The sequence below is a fragment of the Nakamurella sp. PAMC28650 genome (assembly GCF_014303395.1).
In the GTDB taxonomy this organism is placed as follows: Bacteria; Actinomycetota; Actinomycetes; order Mycobacteriales; family Nakamurellaceae; genus Nakamurella.
In genome coordinates this window covers 1,214,746-1,230,621 of the sequence record NZ_CP060298.1, presented here as the reverse complement: position 1 = coordinate 1,230,621, position 15,876 = coordinate 1,214,746, and the positions used below count along the sequence as shown (strand labels likewise).

Genomic DNA, 15,876 nt, shown 5'->3' with positions numbered 1-15,876 from the left:
GGGGCCGGCCCTGTCAATCGGTCCGGCAACGGGTCAAGGTGAGCGCATGACGACACACACGATCGCGGCGCGCCCATGAACAACCTGCGGACTGCAGTCCTGGCGGCAGCACTCCTGAGCAGTGCGGTGATGGCCGGTTTCTACGCGACGTTCTCCGTCATGGTCATGCCGGCGCTCGGGCGGTTGGCCACGCCGAAGGCGGCCTCGAGCATGCAGGCGATCAACCGCGCTGCCCCGGCGCCCTGGCTCGTCTTCGGGCTCGTCGTCGCCGGGGGAGCTCGGCCTCCGTGGGCGTCTCGGCGGTTCTCGACTGGCGGGCCTCCGGGTCGGCCTGGGCGTTGGCCGGTGCCCTCCTCTACCTGAGCACCATCGTGCTGACCGTCGCCTATCACGTCCCACTCAACAATCGGTTGGCGCTGTTGCAACCGTCCGAACCGGGGGCCGAGGCGTCATGGCAGCGGTACCTCCACGACTGGACGACCGCCAACCACTTCCGCGCCGTGCTGGCGCTGGCGTCCGCCGTCGTCCTGACGGTGGGCACCGTCATGAACATCGTGGACGAATCTGAGGGCTGAGCCCCGGAACCTTTCAGGAGCCGGGAAGATCAGACGGCCCGACGACACCTGTCCGGAACGTCGACAGCATCATTGCCCCAGCCGCTCCCGTCAGCTGAGCTCGGCCGGCACGGCGGCAACGGTCGTGCGGTACGGAGATCCTCCCCCGGGGGGCGCGGGCCCCTGGAAGGCAGCCCGCGGTGGATCCGCTCCCCCGGTGGATCGGCAGCCCGCGCCTACAGTGCGAGGAGGGATTCGGCAAGACCCGTACAGGAGCAGCGCACGATGATCGAGTACAAGACGACCCAGCAGATCGAGGCGATCGGCATCGCGGGTGCGTTGGTCCGGCGGACGCTGGATGCGGTCCGTGACGCGGCCGCGCCCGGGGTGCGCCTGACGCAGTTGGACGACCTGGCCCATCAGATGATCCGCGACGGTGGCGGCGTCTCCGCCTACATCGGCTACCACCCCAGCTGGGCCCCCTCGCCGTACCCGAAGGTGCTGTGCGTCAGCGTCAACGACGTCATCGTGCATGCGATCCCGGACGCGTCCAGGCTGAAGAAGGGCGACCTGGTGTCGGTCGATCTGGCGCTGCTGGTCGACGGCTGGTGTGCCGACGCGGCGATCACCTTCGCCGTCGGCACGGCCAGCGCAGCGGACCAGCGACTGATGGACAGCACCCGAGCGGCGCTGGCGGCCGGAATTGCCGCAGCGCAGCCGGGAGCGCGACTCGGTGACATCGCCGCTGCGGTCGGCTCCGTCATCCGCGCCGGCAGATTCGGGTTGCTCGCCGGACACGGCGGCCACGGCATCGGCACCTCGATGCACCAGGAGCCGCACGTTGCCAACGAGGGCAAGCCCCGGCGCGGCCTGAAGCTGAAGCCCGGACTCGTCATCGCGATCGAGCCGATGCTGCAGGCCGGCGGACGGGACGACTACCGGCACTGCAAGGACGGCTGGGGCGTCCGGACCGCCGACGGCAGCCGGGCGGCGCACTTCGAGCACACCGTCGCGATCACCGAGTCCGGTCCGCTCGTCCTGACCGCCTGACGCAAGTTGGGCATGGTTCAACATCTGCTGCATGGATCAAAGTGGCGGCGTTGGGACCAGTGGGACAGAAGTCATCAATTTCGTCCATGCCTGCGAAGTTGATCCACGCCGAAGCCCGAGCCCCGCCGAAGCCAGAGCCACGCCGAAGCCAGAGCCACGCCGGAACCAGAGCCACGCCGAAGCCAGAGCGGGGTCAGTTCCGTTCCATCTCCGAGGGGCGGTAGGCCTCCCAGGCCAGGGGGAAGCCCTGACGTCTGAGCGCCCGGAAGTAGAGGTCGACCATGGGGCCGGTCAGGATGTCGTCATCGCGTCCCGGTACCACGAACCAGGCTCCCTCGCCGATCTCGGTCGCCAACTGCCCCTCGCCCCAGCCGGCGTGGCCGGCGAAGATCCGCACCCCGGACAAGGTCGCCGCAGCGATGGCCGGCTCGCTGTCCAGGTCGACGAGCACCACCCGGCCGGCCACCCGGACCAGGCCGGAGCCGTCGCCGGGGTAATATCCACCGCGGCTGACGCCCAGACACATGGCGCCGGACGGCTGCACCGGTCCGCCCGAGTACACGGCCTGCGGCTTGGCCACGTGCCCGGCCCAGGCCGGCAGCACCGAATGCACCGCGGTCTCGGTCCGGCGATTGAGCACCAGCCCGGCGGACCCCTCCTCCCCGTGGGCGACCAGGTAGACGACCGTCCGGCGGAACTGCGGATCGCGCAATTCGGAGGTGGCGACCAGCAGCATGCCGGCGGCCGGGCGGTACTCGCGCGGCGGACGGCGACGCGGGACCCCGCGGGGCTCATCCCCGGATCCTGGTTCGTCCGGTCGCTCGGCGTTGCTCATCGGCCTCATCATCCCGCCTGCAACCGGTTCGGGACAAAGGCACCCGTCAAACCGTTGGCGAACCGTGTCCGTGGACGAGCCGCCTCGCCCGTCCACGATGCGGCGAACCTGCCGTCGGCCGGGCCCTCGCAAGGGTGAACCCCGCCACCGACCCGGCCGTACTCATCCGGCGTGGGTAACGTTCCAGTGGTGACTCGTCCATCGCCACCGCCGGTCGGGTCGGACCCGACCTTCGCCGGGGCGTCCCACGAGTCCATCGGTCCCGCCGGTTCCGGCGATCCATCGCCTCCCACCCGCCGGCCGAAACCTTCGGCCCACGGACTGCGGCCGTTGCTCCGGCTGCGCGGACTACGCCGGCTGATGACGGTCCGGGTGCTCTCGTCCTTCGGCGACGGCGCCTTCCAGGGCGCACTGGCCAGCCTCGTGCTGTTCGACCCGACATCCCGGTCGAGCCCCGGCCAGATCGCTGCCGCTGTCTCCGTGCTGTTGCTCCCCTACTCCATCATCGGGCCGTTCGCCGGCGCACTGCTGGACCGGTGGAGCCGCCGCCAGGTGATCCTCTGGGCAAATCTCCTCCGTGCGGCGGTGATCGGCGTGCTGGCGGTCCTGCTCGCCTTCGGCATCCCGACCCTGGTCCTGTTCGCGGTCGCGCTGCTGGTCACCGGGGCCGGGCGCTTCGTCGGGTCCGGCCTGTCGGCCTCGCTGCCACACGTCGTCGCCACCGACTCGCTGGTCGGCGCCAACTCGCTGACGACCACGGTCGGGTCGGTGGCCACCGCGGTCGGCGGCGGCTACGCCCTCGGACTCAAGGGGGTGCTGGGTTCGGGCCACGGCGCGGCCGCCGTCGTCACGGCGACGGTGATCTTCTTCTACCTCGCCTCGGCCATGTTCGCCTCGAAATTCCCGCGGATGGCGCTCGGTCCGGACGAGACGGACGAGCCGCCGCAGCCGATGTTCGCGGTCCTGCAGGGCTTCGCGGCCGGCTTCCGGCACGTCGTGCAGCGACCGGCGGTCGGTCTCAACATCGCGGTCGTGACGCTGGTGAGGTTCTGCTTCGGGATCGCCACCCTGGTGGTCGTCCTGCTGTTCCGGCACCACTTCACCGAGCACCACGGCATCTTCAAGGCCGGGACGGCCGGGATCACCGAGGTGCTCGGGTTCGCCGCGTTCGGGCTGTTCCTCGGCGCCGTAATCACCGCCCCGATGGTCGCCTGGCTCGGCCGGACCCGATACATGGTGAGTCTGATGTCGATCGCCGCAGTGGTGGTGGTCGGGGCGGGACTGCAGTTCACCCAGCTCTCGACCATGATCGCCACCCTCACGATCGCCTTCGCCTACCAGTCGTCCAAGATCTGCGCCGACACCGTGGTCCAGTCCGATGCCGACGACGCACACATCGGACGCGTCTTCGCTCTCTACGACACCGCCAACAACATCTTCTACGTCGGTGGTTTCGTGCTGGGGGTGGCGCTGGTGCCCGATGACGGGATGAGCAGGACCGCGGTCATCCTGGTCGGGGTCGTGTTCGTCGTCATCGCGGCGGTCTACGGGTGGGGCATGCCGCGGTGTCGCAGGTTCGTGCGTAAGGCGGCCTCCTGCACCTGACGGCGCCGCCGAGGCTCGAGATCCGAATTCGTCATCCGACCGGGCTCATCCGACCGGGCTCATCGGACCGGACGGTGGAGTGCGGTGCGGGTTTCGGCCAGGACCGCCGTTCTGATTCTGATCAGAGCCTGGGACGGTATTCGCCATTGCTGCCAGTACAACGGGACATCGACCGCGATCTTCCGGTCGACGACGGTGAGGTCGTCATCGGTCGAGTCGAGTCCGACCTGCAGCTCGGGGATCATGCCCCAGCCCAGGCCCAGCCGCACAGCCTGGACGAATTCCGTGGAGCTGGGGACCTGGTGGGTCGGTGGGTGGATGTCTCGCCGGCTGCGCAGTCGCAGGAAGCGGCGATGGAGCGTATCGGTGCGATCGAAGGTGACCACCGGCGCTGCGGCGAGGGCGGCCGGCGTCATGCCGTCGCCGAACCATCTGGTGACGAAGGCCGGCGACGCGACCGGTCGATACCTCATGTCGCCCAGAGGTTCCACCGAGCACCCCGGGATCGCCGCGGGACGGCCGGTGACCGCTGCCATGACGGTGCCCTGTCGGAGCAGGTCGATGGTGGCATCCTCGCCGAGGCAGTGGATCTCGAAGAGCACCGCCGGCGTGACCGTGGCCAGTGCGGGGAGAAGCCAGGTGGCCAGACTGTCGGCGTTGACACCGAGGGAGACCCCCGTGTCCGGACCAGGGGGCGCCCCGATCTCCTGCACCACTTCGGCGGTGATGGTGGCGATCTGGCGGGCCAGGCGCAGCAACGCTGCGCCGGCGGCGGTCGGGGCGATCGGCTTCGTCCGGGTCACGACGACACGTCCGGCGACGGTCTCCAGCGACCTGATGCGCTGACTGACGACTGAAGGGGTGACGTGCAGGCGTCGGGCGGCCCCGTCGAAGGTGCCCTCGTCCACTGCGGCCCGGAGGGCCTCCAGTTGGCCGGCATCAAAGATGTGCATCAGACATTCTAATGATAGTGAAGTATCTTTAGCTACTCGCCGTCCCGAATTGCCGCTACCTTCGATTCGAACATCATTCTGACCCGTTCGATCAACCGAGGAGCACAGCCGTGGACATGGCCCTGTGGAAGTTCGCCGGAATCAAGCCATTCGCCAGAGTCGTCAGCTCCCACAGTGCACTATTTACTTTGGCAAGGCATCAGGAGAAGCCATTCGAACAGACCCCCACCACCAGCCGGGGGCTTCCGGGGATGCCGCTGCGATCGGGCGTTCAGTGATGGCTGGTCGCGGTCGGTTCACGTGTCGGCTCGGTGCTCTGCTGCTGGCCGCGGTGGTGGGGGCGGCGACGGCGCTCGTCGGCGCTCCGATGCACGCGTCGGCGCAGGTGCATCCGGCCGGCGGAGTGAAGATTCTGAGGGACGAGTACGGCGTTCCCCACGTGTACGCCGCGACCGCCGCGGAGTTGTTCTTCGGTGACGGCTATGCCACCGGCCAGGACCGGTTGTTCCAGTCGGACCTGGTCCGCCGTACGGCCACCGGCACGTTGTCGCAGTTGCTCGGGGCCGGCGACGGTGGGCAGAACGTGGCCGGCGACGAGTTCTTCCGCGGGTACACCGGTGGAACCGCGACCCTGCGCGCCGCCTTCGACGCGATGAGCGCACCGGACCGGACGGCGGTCACCGCCTTCGTGGCCGGTATCAACGCCTGGATCGCGGTCGCTCGACGCACCGGGGCCCTCCCTCCGGAATATGGCGTGGCCGACCCACTACCGCAGCGGTGGACCGAAACCGATGTGCTGGCCACGTTGATGCTCGGCGTCCTGCAGACCGGCGCCCAAGGATTCGACGAGTTCCACAACGCGGCGGTGCTGCAGGATTTGACCACCCGCCTCGGCGCGGTCCGGGCGTCCGAGGTTTCACCGACACCCACTGGCTCGAGGATCCCGGCGCCGCCACCACGATCCCCGCCCCGCGGGCTCGGGCGGCCGACCTGACCAGCTCGGTCGCTGCCGCACGGGCGGTCACTGCTCTGGCCGGCGCCGGGCGGGTCATGCCAGGCCGGCCCCTGCCTGCAGCGTTGGCCCGGGTGCAGCGGCTCAGGGATGCCGCGACCGTCGCGATGGACCATCTGGGTCTGGCGGGTGTAGGCCATTCCAATGCGATCGCCCTGTCAGGGCGACTGACCTCCGATGGGTTCCCGTTGCTGCTGGGCGGCCCGCAGATCGGTCACAGCGTCCCCCAGGGGTTCATGGAGATCGGTCTGCACGGCGCCGGATACGACGTGACCGGGGTGGCGTTGGCCGGCACGGCGGGCGTGCAGATCGGCGTCGCCAACGGCCGGGCGTGGACGGTGACCTCCGGTGGCGATGACAACCAGGATGCCTACCTCGACATCCTGGACCCGGTCGGGCATCCCGGCCGGTACTTCTTCGATGCAGGCTGGCGCCCGTTCGACTGCCGGGTGGAAATCATCCGCATCGCCGGTGCACCGACGACATCGGTCAATCTGTGTCAGGACGTTCACGGACCGGTCCTGGACATGACCGGGGGAACCGCCATCGCGCTGCGCGACGCCACCCGGCAACGCACCGCCCGTTCCCTGCACGGCTTCCTGGCGTTGGACCGGGCCGGAAGTCTCGGTGAATTCGTGGTGGCCGCCCGCGGGCTGGGCGGGAGCTACAACCTCACGTACGCCGACCACGAGGGCCACATCGCCTTTGCGCATGTCGGTCCGGTCCCACGGCGGCCGGCCGGCGACAACCCGTTCCTGCCCCACCCGGGAGATGGCACCGATGAGTGGCAGGGCCTGATCGCCCCCGATCGGATGCCGCTGGTCGTCGACCCCGCGCAGGGCTGGCTGGCGAACTGGAACAACAAGCCGGCCCCGGGCTGGGAGAACTCCACCGACGGATTCTGGCAATGGGGTCCGGTGCACCGCGGACAGGTCCTGATCGACCAGGTACGCCGCATCCAGCCCCACACCGCGACGATCACCACCCTGGAGATGATCAACCGCACCACCGGGCAAACCACCGAAACCCCCGTCGCCGACGAATCGAATGTCGTCGTCCAGCAGCTCCTGCCGGCGCTGCTGCAGCACCTGCAACCGAGTGCCGATCCCCGACTCCCTGCGATCCGGGACCTGTTGACCAGTTGGAACCACCAGCGGACAGACGCCAACGCCGACGGGCGGTACGACAGTCCCGCCGTCACCGTCTTCAACGCCTGGTTCACCAGCTTCACCACCCAGTACGTCACCCCGGTCCTCGGCCCGGAGTACAGCTCCGGCGGAACCGACGAGAACGTGACCGCCAACGTCACGTTCCGGCTGCTGCAGGGCAGTCGGGCCACGCTCCCGCTGGCCGCCGACTACCTGCACCACGTGCCGCTCGGCGCAGCGGTCACCAGCAGCCTCATCGCTGCCCTGGACCAGCTCGCCGCTACCCGACACACCCCCGTCACCGCACGGTGGTTGACACCCACCGCCACCATCGACTGGGTTCCCCTTGGCGCCGGCACCGTCCCCGCGACCCCTTTCATGAACCGCGGGACCTACAACCAGATCATCGCTCTCGGTCCGGTCGTCCACGGCGAGAACGTCGTCGCCCTAGGACAATCCGGCGATCCCCGCAGCCCCCATTTCGCCGACCAGCTCCAGCTCTACGCCACCTGGCGATACAAGCCCATGCACCTGAACGGCCCCGACATCGACGACCACACCGCGACGACCGTCACCATCGCGCGGGCATGACCCTGCCGCTCATGACCTGCCACTACTGTGCGCACATGAGTCTGCCGGTGCCGGGCCGTCTGCGACAGTGGCGTGGACGGGCGTGCGTGATCACCGGCGCGGGCGCCGGGATCGGTCGCGCCCTCGCGCACCGATTGGCGGCCGGCGGGGCCCGGCTGGCCCTGTCGGACGTCGACGACGAAGGACTGGCCACCACCGTCCGTCAGGTCCGCGCCACCGCGGCCGACGTCAGATCGGACCACCCGGACGTCACCGACCGGCGAGGGATGCAGGAGTACGCCGACACGGTGGCCGCCGAGTTCGGTACCGCCGATCTGCTGATCAACAACGCCGGAGTGGCGCACAGCGGCAATGTGCTGGGCATGTCGCACGCCGATCTCGAGCGGGTGATGGACGTCGATTTCTGGGGAGTCGTCAACGGTAGCAGGGCTTTCCTGCCCCAGCTGATTGCTTCGGGGCGTGGAAACCTGGTGAACATGTCCAGCCTGTTCGGGCTGGTGCCGATGCCCTCGCAGGCTGCCTACGTCGCAGCGAAGTTCGCCGTGCGCGGATTCACCGAATCGCTCCGGATGGAGATGCTGGTGGCGCGACACCCGGTCAGGGTGACCTGCGTGCATCCTGGCGGGGTCGCCACCGACATCGCCCGCAACGGCACCGTGAATGTGGGTGACGACCCGGCCGGCCGGTCGAAACTGTTCGACGAGAAGCTGGCACGGACGTCGGCAGCGCGGGCCGCGGAGGTCATCCTGCGTGGAGTCGCGGCCTGTCGGCCCCGGGTGCTGGTCGGCAACGACGCCCGACTGGCCCACCTTGCGGCAGGCCTCAGCAACCGTGGTTGGCAGCGCCTGGTGGCCGCAGGCTTCCGCCACCTGTCCTGATCGGGGCGTCGTGATCGGGGCGACCTGATCGGGGCGACCTGATCGGGGCGCCGACTACTCCGTGCTCAGCTGAGACCGACCGTGTAGGTCGCGTAGGACCAGAACCACCAGCCGGCATCCACCTCCCGCATTCCGACCACGTGATCGGCGGTGCTGCCGATTCCGGCGCAACTGTCGAATGACTCGTATGGGACCTGCGCGCCGTAGGGCCCGCTCCACACGCCGCCGTCCCATGCTTCGGCATAGAAGTAGAAGTAGCGGTTGGCGGTCCAGACATCGGTGTGCACGGTCTCGCCGGGGTTGAGGTTCCACCAACCTCGGGTTCCCCAGTTGCCGTAGTCACCGCAGCCGTCCGGGTTCCACCACATCACGGCCACCGACAGGGGGGACGAATAGTTGTTCTGGAAGCAGAGTTGCATCGGAATCACTCCCCTGACTCTCGGGAGGCGAGACGGCGGTGCCGATCCTGGACCGTTTCCGACGAGATGGACCCGGCCGGCGAAGGCGCCGCTCGATGCTCTCCGTCCCTGCTCGCCGATTCCGTCATTTCCACCGACCCTGGCGGCGGCGCCTCCTGCCGTCCGCTGCGATGGTCGACCCTTCCGTGCCATCGCTGATCCTCGCCCGGACCGAACCCGCTCGGCGGGGTTCCGCCCGAACCGACGTTCTCGCTCGCCATGGTGCTCCTTTCAGTCGTCGGGCCCGCCCGGACGGAGTCGGCCCGTCGCCGAATCCTGAACACGGACAACCCGATCGATGCCGCTCACGCGTCATGACATCCCGGAATCCCTGCAGTGGAGATCATTTCGGCTCTTACGCGGCATCTGATCGACAGGAGAGCGGCAGGGCGTCGGTGATACCGGTCCCGACTCCGTTTTCCGAACCTGCCGACCGCGGTCTCAGCGCAGGGGTGCGCCCAGGCTCCGGTAGATCTGCTCGACCAGTGCCTCGCCCCGCTCGTTGCCCAGGAGTCCGGGACCCTGCTGGTTCATCGCATAGCCGACGCTGAGCCCGTGGGCCGGATCGGCGAATCCGAAGGAACCACCGGACCCGATGTGGCCGAACGCCTCTGACCCCATCAGCACGCTGGAGCCCGGACCGTGGTGCGTCCGGTTGTCGACCGGAAGCATGAACCCCTGCGAGAACCGGGTGGGTATCAGAAGAGTGCGGTCCTGACCCGTACGGAACGGTCGGGCCATCCGGGCGATGCCGGCCCGGTCCCACGAGACCGGTCCACCCTGGGGCGCAGCGACCGTCGCGTAGAGCCCGGACAGGCCGCGGCCGTTGGTGATACCGCCCGCCGCACCGATCTGGGCCAGGTGGCCGGCCCTGGTGTTGAACCCGGCCCGTGGCCACGTTCCCGAATTGAACGCGAACAGGTTCGGGATCGAGCCGCGATCCCGTCGCACCGCGGTGTCGAACGGGCTGGGGCCAGGACGCGACGTCGGCAGCAGGATCGGCGCGACCCGTGGCTCGATCTCCGCCGGTAGTCCGAGCCAGAAGTCCAGCCCCAGCGGTTCGGCCAGCCGGGTGCGGAGCACATCGCCGAGGTCCATGCCGCCGACCCGCCGCAGCACCTCGCCGACCGTGTACCCGAAGGTCAGCGGGTGGTAGCCGTGAGCCGAACCCGGCTTCCACCAGGGTGTCTCGGCCTCGATCCGGGCAATCATGTACTCCCAGTCCTCGAGCGCACCGTCCTTGACCGGCTCCCGGAGCACCGGCACGCCGGCCGAATGATCGAGCAACATCGAGATGGTCGTTCCGGCCTTGCCGGACTGCGCGTATCCGGGCCAGATCCTGGACACCGGCCAGGAGAGATCCAGCTCGCCCGTCGAAGCCATCAGATGGGCGAGCAGCGCCAGCGCACCCTTGGTGCTGGAGAACACCACGCAGACGGTGTCGCGTTCCCAGACCCGGCCGGTGGCCTGATCGGCCAGCCCGCCCCACAGATCGACCACCGGGACGCCGTGCACCTGTACGCCGAGCGACGCGCCGACCTCGTCGCGCTCGGTGAAGTTGCGGCGGAACTCCTCCAGCACTGGAAGGAACGGCGGATCGCACCGACCCTCGACGGTGCTGTCACCGGCTGGGGAAGTCAGGGCGTCCGTCCCCGCAACAGGCTGCCGATGGCGAGATCCACGTAGGCATCTGCAATCTCGTCGGCAGCCTTGGCGCCGGTGTGGTGGTACCAGGCGCTGGTGCCGTTCAGCATGTCCAGGAGCGCGAAGGTGGCGAGCCGGACGTCGGACACCTCGAACTCACCGGCCCGGACTCCGGCGGCGATGGTGTCGGCCACCCGGCGGTGGTAGTAGCGCCGATGATCGTCGATCACGGCGCGGTGCTCCGGGCTCAGGGCGTTCATCTCGTGGCGGCCCACCAGGTGCTCCACCTGCCGCTGCACCAGATGCATCAGGTGGGCCCGGACCAGGGCGGCCAGACGTGTTGTCGGCGTGCCGTTCTCGTCGAGCAGGGTGAGTTGCTGCTCGACGGGCTCGCGGCTGACCGTGAGGCAGATGGCGTAGAGGATCTCCTCCTTGGACGAGTAGTGGTGGTAGAGGCTGGCACCGCGGATGCCCAGGGCGTCGGCGATCTCCCGCATGCCCACCTCGTGGTACCCGTCGGATGCGAACAGACGCGCAGCCGTCGCCACGATCTGGTCTGCGGTGACGCGGCCGGCCCGGGCCGCCGGGGAGGAGCCCCGGGCTCCGCCGAGGTCGGCCGCCACATGCGGACCCTCCGGACCGACATCGGGCCGGGTCACGGGGATTTCCGGGCCAGGGCCGGCTCCCGACCGGGGATCGCCACCAGCCTCAGTTCCCGCTTGAGGATCTTGCCCTGGGCATCGACCGGGAACTCGTCGACGAGGTGGACCGCCTTCGGCGCCTTGTAGGCGGCCAGGTGTTCCCGGCAGAAGGCGATGAGATCCATTGCCTGCACGTCGGTCCCGGGCTGCGCGATGACGAACGCCGTCACGGCCTCGGACCAGTACTCGTCCGGCAGGCCGACGACTGCGGCCCGCAGCACGTCGGGATGCTGGTGCAGTACGCGCTCGACCTCCTGCGACGACACATTCAGGCCGCCGGTCTTCACCATGTCCTTGACCCGGTCGTAGAAGAACAGGTTGCCCTCCCGGTCACGCCGGACCATGTCGCCGGTGTGCACCCAGCCACCGGCGAAGACCCGTTCGGTGCGCTCGGGGTCCTTGTAGTAGCCGAGCATCGCCGAAGGGGAGCGGCACAACAGCTCCCCGATCTCGGCCGGTTGCCCGTCGTCCCCGACGACCTGGATCTCCAGGTGGGTCACCGGCTTTCCGATCCAGGTGGCGTCCTGGTCAGGGATGTCGGCCAGCGTGCGGAACCATCCGACCGACCCGAGCTGGGACAGCTCCGACTGTCCCCAGTAGGTACCCCAGACGACGTCGGGAGCCGCCGCCGCCCAGGCGCCGACCGCGTGTGGTGACACCTGGCCCCCGTAGGTCATGCACCTGACCACCGACCCCACGGTGGCGGCCCCGAAGCCGGGGTGACCGGCCAGGGCGAGATAGAAGGTCGGCGTCTGGGCGATGACGGTGACCTTCTCGTCCCGGATGATCGCGAGCGAGCCCGCCGGGTCGGTGGTGGCCGGCAGGACGAGGGTGGCGCCCATCATCGTCAGGGTGGTCATCGATCCGAGGCCGGCGATCGTGTGGAAGGGCATGACGAACAGCCAGACGTCGTCCGGCCCCGTTCGAAGTCCCCAGCTCCACGCGGGCGCGGTGGAGATCAGGTAGTTGCGATGCTGGATCAACACGCCCTTCGGCGTCGCCTCGGTGCCGCTGGTGTAGACCAGCATGGCGACGTCGAGCTCGTCGACGGCCGACTCCGGATCCGTGTCCGGCACGGCGGCGGTGAGCTCGGCGAATCCCGACCAGCCTGTGCCACCGGAGGTTTCGTCGCCTTCGGAGGTTTCGTCCGATGCCGGTCCGTCGAAGCTCACCCGGTGCAACTGCAGCCCGGCGGCGGCCTTCGTCACGGTGCTGACGAATTCACCGGACGTGCACAGAACGCCCGGTTCGGCGTGCAGCAGTTGCTGGCGGATCTCCGCCGGCCCGAACAGGGGGTTGACGCCGGTGAACACCGCGCCGATCTTGAGTGCGCCGTAGTAGGTCGCGACCGTCTCGATGCGATTGCGCGACAGCACAGCCACCCGATCGCCGCGGGAGACCCCCAGACCCAGCAGCATCCGGGCGGCACGATTGGCCATCCGGTCCAGGTCCGAGTAGCTGATCGACCGCCGCGAGCCGTCGGCGTTCGCAACCACGAAGGCGACCTTGTCCGGCTGGTTGGCTCCGTGCCTGCGCAGCTGATCTCCCAGTGTCGCCCGGCCGAGCGCCGCCCGGTGCTGCGGGGAGAGCCCGGTCGGCCGGGTCATCCTGCCGCGACCAGGTCCGAGGGCGCCGTCGCCTTGGCCACTGCTTCGTCGTCGAACATGATCGCCCCGAAGCGATCGAGCGACACGATGTCCTGCACCGGGCTGCGGGTCAGCTTCGTCGGGAACGAGTTCGTTGGGTAACCCACCGCGATGTGTGCGGCCGTGATGAAACCTTTCGGGATGTCGAGCATCTCGGCGATCTTGACCTCCTCGATGCACAGCAGGGTGGTGACGGCCGTCGCCACCCCCTGTTCGCGGAGCGCGAGACACAGATTCTGCATGGTCGGGTAGATCGACGCCCCGCCGACCACGCTGAGACGGTCCAGGCCGGTGTCCGTCGGGTGCAGCCCGGACACCTCGGCGCACAGCACGATGATGGCCGGGACCTCGGCCAGGTGCTCGGCGAAGTCGTCGGCCGCGGTCACGGTCTTCGGGAGCGCCCCGACCCGGACGTCACCTCCGCTGATGCCCTCGAAGTAGGCCTTCCACGGCGGCAGGTAGAGATCGGCCATGGCCTTCTTGAGTCCGGGGTCCCGCACCACGATCCAGCGGACCGGTTGCCGGTTCCCGCCCTGTGGGCCGAACCGTGCGGAGTCGAACGCCCGGTACAGCACGTCGTCCGGGACCTCCTGATCGGAGAAGTAGCGGCACGTCCCGGTGGTGCGCATGGCGTCGGTCAGCTCCATTGCTGCAATCCGTCCTATCCGTCGTTAGGTGATGTGCGGCCTATTTTGCTGTGGCGTACGCCACTCGTCAAGACCTGGGCGGCCTCGACTTCCGGGGCCTCGAGGCTTTTGCGCACCGAAGTCTTTGCTGGCGCCTGGTGGGGACGACGCCTATGGTGACCTAACCGCTGTTACGCAGCCGGTGCCCGTCACACTGGAGGATCGATGACCGCTCCCGGACCAGCCTCGCCGTCGATGGACGCGGAACGGCTGGCCGCCGCCCTGTCCAGCGCGAACATCCCGACGTTGGTACCGGTGCTGTTCCAGTTGACCGGCGACGAGCGATGGCTCGAGGCTCCCTACGCACCGACCGCAGGTCGCGGGATGGACGACAACACGTCTGGCGGACTCGACGAGGGCCTCCAGGCGCAGATCCGGGCGGCCACCCTCGATGCCGTCCTGCGGTCGGCTGCGGGACGGGCCGCCGCCGTGCCGGCGCCGCGGGGCGACAGGCTGATCCAGCTGGCATCGGTGGCGGTGGGAGAGCCAGTGCCGCCGGAGTTCGAACCGATGATCGCCGACATCCTGGGCCAGGAAGAACATCTCGATACAAGCCCGGTGACAGACGCCGATCGGTTCGACGTCGTCGTCATCGGCGCGGGCGTCTCGGGCATGACGGCCGCCATCCGGCTACGCGACACCGGGGCGAGGGTGACCGTCCTGGAGAAGAACGCCGACGTCGGCGGGACCTGGCTCGAGAACGCCTACCCGGGAGCAGGTGTGGACACGCCGAGCTACCTCTATTCGCTCTCGTTCTTCCACCACGACTGGTCGACCCACTTCGGAAAGCGTGACGAGGTCCAGTCCTACCTGCAGGAGGTGGCCGACCGCTTCCGGCTGCGTGACCTGATCCGCTTCTCCACCGAGGTCGAGACCGCCGACTGGGACGACGAAACCCAACGCTGGACGATCGAAACCACAGCGGGTGAACGCTTCCGGGCGAATGCGATCGTCAGTGCGGTCGGCCAGCTCAATCGGCCGAGGATTCCGGACCTTCCGGGGCTGGAAGACTTCCGGGGCAGAGTCTTCCACTCGGCCCGGTGGCCGGCCGACCTCGACGTCACCGGCCAGCGGGTGGTCGTCGTCGGCACCGGCGCGAGCGCGATGCAGATCGTGCCGGCGATCGTCGACAGGGTCGGGCAACTCACCGTGTTCCAGCGGTCACCGCAGTGGATCGCCCCGAATGACGACTACTTCCGTCCGGTCGGTGACGACGTCCACCTCCTGATGGCCCTGGTGCCGTACTACCGCGAGTGGTATCGGGTGCGGCTCGCCTGGACCTTCAACGACAAGGTCCATCCCTCGCTGCAGATCGATCCGGACTGGCCGGAGCCGACCCGCTCGGTCAACGCCGTCAACGACGGACACCGCCGATTCTTCACGCGGTACCTGATCGAGCAGCTCGCAGGACGCCCGGACCTCCAGGCGCAGGCGCTCCCGGACTACCCGCCCTTCGGCAAACGCATGCTCCTGGACAACGGGTGGTTCGCCGCGCTCCGGCGGCCGCAGGTCGCACTGGTCGGCTCCGCCGTCGCAGCGGTGGAACCCACCGGGGTCCGGGCCGCGTCCGGCGAATTCACCGAGGCCGACATCATCGTGCTGTGCACGGGTTTCCAGGCCCGGCGCTTCCTCTACCCGATGCACATCCGAGGCCGGTCGGGCCGGACCCTCGAGGAACAGTGGGGCCCGGAGGACGCGACCGCCCACCTCGGCATCACCGTCCCGGATTTTCCCAACCTGTTCCTGCTGCTGGGTCCCAACACGGCTCTTGGCCACGGCGGCAGCATCATCACCATCACCGAGTTCCAGGTCGACTACGTCGTGTCCCTGGTACGCCAGATGCTCGCACAGGACATCGGCTCCCTCGAGTGTCCGGCCCCGCTTGCCGCCGAGTACAACGAGCGGGTCGACCGCGCGCATGCCTCCATGCTCTGGACGCATCCCGGGATGTCGAACTGGTACCGCAACAGTGCCGGTCGCGTGGTGTCGACACTGCCCTGGCGCATCGTCGACTATCGGGCCATGACCAGGGATCCTGATGTGTCGACGTTCCTGACCCGCCCGTCGGTGGCGGAGCGGGAGGGTTCGGGCGTCCCCTGACGGGGACCCCGGCCC

At 68.9% G+C, this 15,876-nt stretch carries 14 protein-coding genes; 7 read left to right on the top strand and 7 right to left on the bottom strand.

Annotated features, from left to right (window positions below; genetic code table 11):
- Positions 1 to 287: 287 nt before the first annotated feature.
- Positions 288 to 575: an anthrone oxygenase family protein gene (locus H7F38_RS05575; protein ID WP_187093207.1), complete on the top strand. Its 288-nt coding sequence runs from the start codon at positions 288 to 290 to the stop codon at positions 573 to 575.
- 264 nt (positions 576 to 839) lie between these two features.
- Positions 840 to 1,604 carry a type I methionyl aminopeptidase gene (gene map / locus H7F38_RS05570; RefSeq protein WP_187093206.1) on the top strand — a complete coding sequence of 255 codons (765 nt, stop codon included), beginning with the start codon at positions 840 to 842 and terminating at the stop codon, positions 1,602 to 1,604.
- 193 nt (positions 1,605 to 1,797) lie between these two features.
- Here the strand turns inward: map and H7F38_RS05565 are convergent, their stop codons facing one another.
- Positions 1,798 to 2,439, bottom strand: a complete 642-nt coding sequence (locus H7F38_RS05565) for a YqgE/AlgH family protein (protein ID WP_187093205.1) — start codon at positions 2,437 to 2,439, stop codon at positions 1,798 to 1,800.
- Between the two features lie 189 nt (positions 2,440 to 2,628).
- Here H7F38_RS05565 and H7F38_RS05560 point away from each other — a divergent pair, with 189 nt between their 5' ends.
- Entirely contained in the window at positions 2,629 to 4,044 is a 1,416-nt protein-coding gene (locus H7F38_RS05560; RefSeq protein ID WP_187093204.1) for an MFS transporter, read from the top strand.
- A gap of 59 nt (positions 4,045 to 4,103) precedes the next feature.
- Here the strand turns inward: H7F38_RS05560 and H7F38_RS05555 are convergent, their stop codons facing one another.
- On the bottom strand, positions 4,104 to 4,997 hold the full coding sequence (locus H7F38_RS05555; RefSeq protein ID WP_187093203.1) for an ArgP/LysG family DNA-binding transcriptional regulator: 894 nt from the start codon (positions 4,995 to 4,997) through the stop codon (positions 4,104 to 4,106).
- 277 nt (positions 4,998 to 5,274) lie between these two features.
- Here H7F38_RS05555 and H7F38_RS05550 point away from each other — a divergent pair, with 277 nt between their 5' ends.
- From H7F38_RS05550 to H7F38_RS05540, 3 genes are all read left to right on the top strand, one after another.
- A complete protein-coding gene (locus tag H7F38_RS05550) occupies positions 5,275 to 5,991 on the top strand; it encodes a penicillin acylase family protein (protein ID WP_187093202.1) in 717 nt (238 codons plus the stop codon).
- Positions 5,992 to 6,083: 92 nt separating this feature from the next.
- Positions 6,084 to 7,748, top strand: coding sequence for a penicillin acylase family protein (locus H7F38_RS05545; RefSeq protein ID WP_187093201.1), 1,665 nt, complete (start codon positions 6,084 to 6,086; stop codon positions 7,746 to 7,748).
- A 59-nt stretch (positions 7,749 to 7,807) separates the two neighbouring features.
- Positions 7,808 to 8,626, top strand: coding sequence for an SDR family oxidoreductase (locus tag H7F38_RS05540; protein WP_187094502.1), 819 nt, complete (start codon positions 7,808 to 7,810; stop codon positions 8,624 to 8,626).
- Between the two features lie 65 nt (positions 8,627 to 8,691).
- Here the strand turns inward: H7F38_RS05540 and H7F38_RS05535 are convergent, their stop codons facing one another.
- From H7F38_RS05535 to H7F38_RS05515, 5 genes are all read right to left on the bottom strand, one after another.
- Positions 8,692 to 9,045 (bottom strand): DUF1036 domain-containing protein, encoded by a 354-nt coding sequence (locus tag H7F38_RS05535; protein WP_255498396.1) that lies wholly within the window; start codon positions 9,043 to 9,045, stop codon positions 8,692 to 8,694.
- 480 nt (positions 9,046 to 9,525) lie between these two features.
- A complete protein-coding gene (locus H7F38_RS05530) occupies positions 9,526 to 10,665 on the bottom strand; it encodes a serine hydrolase domain-containing protein (RefSeq protein WP_222618473.1) in 1,140 nt (379 codons plus the stop codon).
- Positions 10,666 to 10,721: 56 nt separating this feature from the next.
- Positions 10,722 to 11,387, bottom strand: a complete 666-nt coding sequence (locus H7F38_RS05525; protein WP_222618472.1) for a TetR/AcrR family transcriptional regulator — start codon at positions 11,385 to 11,387, stop codon at positions 10,722 to 10,724.
- Positions 11,384 to 13,036, bottom strand: coding sequence for a class I adenylate-forming enzyme family protein (locus H7F38_RS05520; RefSeq protein WP_187093200.1), 1,653 nt, complete (start codon positions 13,034 to 13,036; stop codon positions 11,384 to 11,386). The genes H7F38_RS05525 and H7F38_RS05520 overlap by 4 nt, the downstream gene beginning before the upstream one ends.
- A complete protein-coding gene (locus H7F38_RS05515) occupies positions 13,033 to 13,722 on the bottom strand; it encodes a nitroreductase family protein (protein ID WP_187093199.1) in 690 nt (229 codons plus the stop codon). Before H7F38_RS05515 ends, H7F38_RS05520 begins: the two co-directional genes overlap by 4 nt.
- 204 nt (positions 13,723 to 13,926) lie before the next feature.
- Between H7F38_RS05515 and H7F38_RS05510 the strand changes: the two genes are divergently transcribed.
- Positions 13,927 to 15,861, top strand: coding sequence for an NAD(P)/FAD-dependent oxidoreductase (locus H7F38_RS05510; RefSeq protein WP_187093198.1), 1,935 nt, complete (start codon positions 13,927 to 13,929; stop codon positions 15,859 to 15,861).
- Positions 15,862 to 15,876: the final 15 nt, after the last annotated feature.

What these genes read in the sequence shown, in the direction of transcription:
- map (WP_187093206.1), top strand. Translation starts at nt 840, where the DNA reads ATGATCGAGTACAAGACGACCCAGCAGATCGAGGCGATCGGCATCGCG.
- H7F38_RS05535 (WP_255498396.1), bottom strand. Translation starts at nt 9,045, where the DNA reads ATGCAACTCTGCTTCCAGAACAACTATTCGTCCCCCCTGTCGGTGGCC.
- H7F38_RS05515 (WP_187093199.1), bottom strand. Translation starts at nt 13,722, where the DNA reads ATGGAGCTGACCGACGCCATGCGCACCACCGGGACGTGCCGCTACTTC.
- H7F38_RS05550 (WP_187093202.1), top strand. Translation starts at nt 5,275, where the DNA reads ATGGCTGGTCGCGGTCGGTTCACGTGTCGGCTCGGTGCTCTGCTGCTG.
- H7F38_RS05565 (WP_187093205.1), bottom strand. Translation starts at nt 2,439, where the DNA reads ATGAGCAACGCCGAGCGACCGGACGAACCAGGATCCGGGGATGAGCCC.
- H7F38_RS05510 (WP_187093198.1), top strand. Translation starts at nt 13,927, where the DNA reads ATGACCGCTCCCGGACCAGCCTCGCCGTCGATGGACGCGGAACGGCTG.
- H7F38_RS05555 (WP_187093203.1), bottom strand. Translation starts at nt 4,997, where the DNA reads ATGCACATCTTTGATGCCGGCCAACTGGAGGCCCTCCGGGCCGCAGTG.
- H7F38_RS05520 (WP_187093200.1), bottom strand. Translation starts at nt 13,036, where the DNA reads ATGACCCGGCCGACCGGGCTCTCCCCGCAGCACCGGGCGGCGCTCGGC.